The sequence below is a fragment of the uncultured Agrococcus sp. genome (genome assembly GCF_945915485.1).
Lineage (GTDB): Bacteria > Actinomycetota > Actinomycetes > Actinomycetales > Microbacteriaceae > Agrococcus.
Genome location: NZ_CAMEFJ010000129.1, coordinates 1 through 4,650, shown reverse-complemented (window position 1 = coordinate 4,650; position 4,650 = coordinate 1). Strand labels below are relative to the sequence as shown.

General features: G+C 63.5%; 5 protein-coding genes. 3 read left to right on the top strand and 2 right to left on the bottom strand.

Going from position 1 to position 4,650, the window contains the following annotated elements:
- On the bottom strand, positions 1 to 1,613 hold a 1,613-nt coding region (pepN, locus tag Q0O95_RS13205), incomplete at its 3' end, for an aminopeptidase N (protein ID WP_293699554.1).
- A 72-nt stretch (positions 1,614 to 1,685) separates the two neighbouring features.
- On the opposite strand from pepN, the gene Q0O95_RS13200 reads away from it, so the two are divergent.
- From Q0O95_RS13200 to Q0O95_RS13190, 3 genes are read left to right on the top strand one after another with little or no spacing between them, the layout of a single operon-like run.
- Positions 1,686 to 2,276 carry a DsbA family protein gene (locus Q0O95_RS13200; protein WP_293699552.1) on the top strand — a complete coding sequence of 197 codons (591 nt, stop codon included), beginning with the start codon at positions 1,686 to 1,688 and terminating at the stop codon, positions 2,274 to 2,276.
- Between the two features lie 23 nt (positions 2,277 to 2,299).
- A complete protein-coding gene (locus tag Q0O95_RS13195; RefSeq protein ID WP_293699550.1) occupies positions 2,300 to 2,773 on the top strand; it encodes a ribose-5-phosphate isomerase in 474 nt (157 codons plus the stop codon).
- Positions 2,766 to 3,734 carry an Fpg/Nei family DNA glycosylase gene (locus Q0O95_RS13190; protein ID WP_293699547.1) on the top strand — a complete coding sequence of 323 codons (969 nt, stop codon included), beginning with the start codon at positions 2,766 to 2,768 and terminating at the stop codon, positions 3,732 to 3,734. Before Q0O95_RS13195 ends, Q0O95_RS13190 begins: the two co-directional genes overlap by 8 nt.
- Positions 3,735 to 3,738: 4 nt before the next feature.
- On the opposite strand, the gene Q0O95_RS13185 is transcribed toward Q0O95_RS13190, so the two are convergent.
- Positions 3,739 to 4,422 carry a hypothetical protein gene (locus Q0O95_RS13185; RefSeq protein ID WP_293699544.1) on the bottom strand — a complete coding sequence of 228 codons (684 nt, stop codon included), beginning with the start codon at positions 4,420 to 4,422 and terminating at the stop codon, positions 3,739 to 3,741.
- Positions 4,423 to 4,650: the final 228 nt, after the last annotated feature.

The following is a 4,650-nucleotide window of genomic DNA, read 5'->3' as shown; positions in this document are numbered from 1 at the left end:
TTCGCATAGGCGAGGTCGTCGTCGTTGAGCAGCAGGAGTTCCGGTTGCTGCTTGCCGACGACCTCGGGAACTTCGGTTTCGGCGCCGTCGATATCGAATTCGACGCGATCGACTCGCTCGAAGCCGTTGTCGCCCCGGTTGAAGAATCCGACCGCGATACGGTGCGGGCGCAGCGTCGGGTAGTCGGCCGGCGCGCTCTGTTCGATCACGAGCTTCGTAATCGTGCCGTTTTCGTCGGTCTCCAGGCGCGGACGGAGCGTATTGACGCCGGCGGTCTCGAGCCACAGCTTCGACCACTCGGTGAGTTCACGTCCGCTCGCGGCTTCCAGTTCTACCAGGAGGTCGGCAAGCACCGTGTTGCCCCAGGCGTGCTTCTTGAAATATGCGCTGAGCCCCCGCATGAACGGCTCGATGCCGACCCAGGCGACGAGCTGCTTGAGTACGGAGCCGCCCTTTGCGTAGGTGATGCCGTCGAAGTTGACCATGACATCGTCGAGGTCGCGGATCTCCGCGACGATCGGGTGCGTCGAGGGCAGCTGGTCCTGACGGTAAGCCCAGGTCTTCTCGAGAGCGTTGAACGTCGTCCAAGCGCCTTCCCACTCCGTCGCCTCGGCCGTCGCGAGCGTGGAAGCCCATTCGGCGAAGGATTCGTTCAACCAGAGGTCGTTCCACCACTGCATCGTGACGAGATCGCCGAACCACATGTGCGCGAGCTCGTGCAGCACGGTGACGACGCGCCGTTCCTTCATGGCATCCGTGACCTTCGACCGGAAGATGTATGCCTCGGTGAACGTCACGCACCCGGCGTTCTCCATTGCTCCCATGTTGTATTCGGGGCAGAAGAGCTGGTCGTACTTGTCGAACGGATACGGCACGTCGAAGTGCTTCTCGAAGAATTCGAAACCGCGCTTCGTCGTCGAGAAGATGTAGTCGGCATCCATGTACTCCGAAAGGGATTCGCGGCAGAACACGCCCAACGGGATCGTGCGGCCGTCAGAGCTCACGAGCTCGTCGCGGTACTCGACGTAGGGGCCGGCCACGAGCGCTGTGATGTACGAGGAGATGCGAGGGGTCGGTTCGAAGCTCCACGTGCCGACCTCACCGTCAACTGTCGGCTCGGGTGTCGGCTGGTTGGACACCACTTTCCAGCGGGAAGGAGCGATGACGGTGAACGCGAACTCGGCCTTGAGATCCGGCTGTTCGAAGACGGGGAACACACGACGCGAATCCGGCACTTCGAACTGCGTGTAGAGGTACACCTCGTTGTCCACTGGGTCGACGAACCTGTGCAGGCCCTCGCCCGTGTTCATGTAGATCGCGTCGGAGACGATGGTCAGTTCGTTCTCGGCCTGCAGCCCCGGCAGCTGGATTCGCACGCCGTCGTTGACTTCCGCGGGGTCGAGCTCGACACCGTTCAGCGTTACCGAGTGCACGGTTCGTGAAATGTGGTCGATGAACGTCGACGTGCCGTCCTTCGCGTTGAAGCGAACTGTTGTGGTCGACCCGAACACTTCCTCCCCGCGAGTGAGGTCAAGGGTGATGTCGTACGAACGGGTGCTGACGATCGCGGCACGATCGGCGGCCTCTTGCCGTGTGAGGTTCTCTCCTGGCACAGATGCTCCTTCATTGGAATTGTGTGTTCTCCCAGGGTAGTTGGCTCAGCAGTTTTCGATAGCATCGGAGGCATGACTGACGTGCGTATGTGGTTCGACCCGACGTGCCCCTGGGCATGGATGACTTCTCGTTGGCTCGAGGAGGTAGCCAGGCTCCGCGGCATCGATATCGACTGGCGAGTCATGTCGCTTTCGATCTTGAACGAGGGTCGCGACATCTCTGACGACTATCGTGCGCTCATGCCCCGCTCGCTACGCCTGACGCGGCTCGTCACCGCCGCGCGAGAGACCGTGGGGCAGGAATCCGTGAAGCCTCTGTACGATGCGCTCGGTATGCGGCTGCACCCGGGCGGCGAGAAGGATCTCGATGTCGTGATTCCCGCGGCACTCTCCGAGGCGGGGCTGCCCGCGGAGCTCGCAGAAGAGACTGACCGTTTCGACGAGCAGCTGCACGTGAGTCACCGTGAGGCTGTAGACCTGGTCGGTGAAGACGTCGGCACCCCTGTCGTGGCCGTTGACGATGTCGCGTTCTTCGGGCCCGTCGTCACCCCGGCGCCTATGGGAGAGGAAGCTGTGCGGCTCTTTGACGGGGTCGTGGCAGCCGCGAGCGTCGACGGCTTCTTCGAGCTCAAGCGAACTCGCACCCGCGGGCCGCAGTTCTAACGGTTGCTGTAGGAAGGAACAGGATGCGCATCCACGTCGCCACTGATCACGCCGGTTTCGAATACTCGAAGACGCTCATCGCTCACCTCACGGAACAGGGTCACGAATGTGTCGACCACGGCCCCGTGGAGTATGACGCACTTGACGACTACCCGGCTTTCTGCATCCGCGCTGCTCAGGCCGTCGTCGCGGACCAACAGGCGGGCGTCATGGCGCTCGGCGTCGTGTTCGGCGGGTCCGGGAATGGCGAGCAGATCTCCGCCAACAAGGTGCGCGGTGTGCGTGCCGCACTAGTCTGGAGTGAAGACACCGCACTGCTCGCGCGGCAGCACAATGACGCGAACGTTATCGCTGTCGGCGCGCGGCAGCACTCGAGCGAGGAAATGCTCCGGCTCATCGATACGTTCATCGGCGAGCCTTTCAGCGATGAGGAACGGCACCTGCGGCGCATCCAGCAGATCTTCCGATACGAAACCGAAGGCGAGCTCGATGCCTGAGGGTCATTCGATCCATCGCATCGCACGTCAATTCGATAGCAATTTCGTGGGCCGGTCGGCCGCTGTTTCGAGCCCGCAGGGCCGTTTCTCGATTGAGGCCGCCGAACTCGACGGCCGCGTCATGACCGAGGCACGGGCCATCGGCAAGCACCTGCTCTTGCGATTCGAAGAGCCCTGGATGCACGTGCACCTCGGGATTTACGGCGCGTGGGACTTCGCGGGCGAGATCTCGGCAGCTACTGCGCTCGCACGCAGCGAAGGCGCGACCGTACGCACTGCGGCGGCAGGGGCGCTGGGGCAGAACGAGGAGTCTCTGCACTCGATCGGTGCGCCCCGCAGAGCAAGAGTGAAAATGGGGGAGCGGGAGTCGGACGCGGCACTCGACGAGTGGCCCCCGGAGCCTGTCGGGCAGGTTCGAGCGCGCATCCTCACGGATGCTGCGGTCGCGGATCTCCGCGGCCCGACCGTCTGCAAAGTGATGGACGACGAAGGCGTGGAAGCGCTTGCCCAGCGACTCGGCCCCGACCCCATGGCACTGTTCGAGACGCGTGCGCGGGCCGAGTCGAGGTTCGTCGCGCGCGTGCAGCGCTCACGGCAGCCCATCGGCCAGTTGCTGATGGATCAATCGGTCGTCGCCGGCATCGGCAACGTCTACCGTGCCGAGATCCTCTTCCGGGCCGCGATGTCACCGCACCGCTCGGGGGCGAATGTCACCGACGAAGAGGCAGTCGCGCTCTGGCGAGACTGGGTCAAGCTGCTGCGAATCGGCGTCGAGACCGGTCAGATGCTGACGATCGACGGCCTCCGCGGGAAGCGCCGGCAGGCTGCTATCGATAACCGCGAGGACCGTCACTGGGTCTACAAGCGCGAGGGGCTGCCGTGTCTGCGCTGCGGAACCGCGGTTGCGCTCGAAATGATGCAGCAGCGCAAGCTCTACTGGTGCCCCGGCTGCCAGATGTAGCGCGTCAGCTCTCCCAGATGTAGAACGTCGACTGGCCGTCACCGGAGACGACGACGTTGCCCTCGGGAACGTTGACAGGAACGTAGACCGACAGGTGGCCCGTGAACGTGTCGCCCGGTGCGAAGGATCGCACGTAGCCGAGATTGTTGTCGTAGTCGCCGTAGAGCGGACCCGAGTTCTGATCGAACACAGGGCCGTTGTCGGGCTGGTACGCGATCATCATGTCGTAGTAGGGATGCGTTGTCGTCTCGCCGACATTCTCGATCGTGAGCTCGATCGTGACCGCGCGCTTGTCGCTCGGGATGTCGTTGCCGTAGGACGCCACTTCCTGATTGTCGTCGTCGATAACTCCCGTGACTGTGACCTCCCACGTCGACCCCTGGGAGGTGTGCAGGACGACGGTGTCGCCGAGCTGATATGTGTCGGGGTCATCGGTCGGAACCGGGGGAGTCGAGGGCCCGGGTGTCGAAGGCGGGTCGTCGAGGTTGCTGAAGGCCGGTGGCGCGCTCTCTTCAGCTCCTGGAATATCCGGGTCCGAGGGGATGCCGGGGGGAGTTGCGAAACACGCAGCCAGAAGCCCCATGGAGCACACGGTTACCAGGAGCGCGCCCAGACGCGTTGACCCGCGCATCCCACTGCGTGGTGCCCGCTGATCGTTCTCGGAGCCCGTCTTCCTCATTTCAGTCACGCCTTGTACGGTATCGGCGCAACCTGTGCGAATGCTCGCCCGCCGCCGCGAGTCGGCTGGTCGACGGGCCCGCTGCACAAGTTGGCTGGAGCCTCGCGAGCATCCTGGTCTCGGCGAGTGGCCCCAACGTATGGAATTTCGCCCTTTGGTCCCGAATGTATGGAAACCGGCCCGACATTCGGGAAAATCCATACATTCGGCACGGACGGCGCTTGCGCCGCTCGGCAC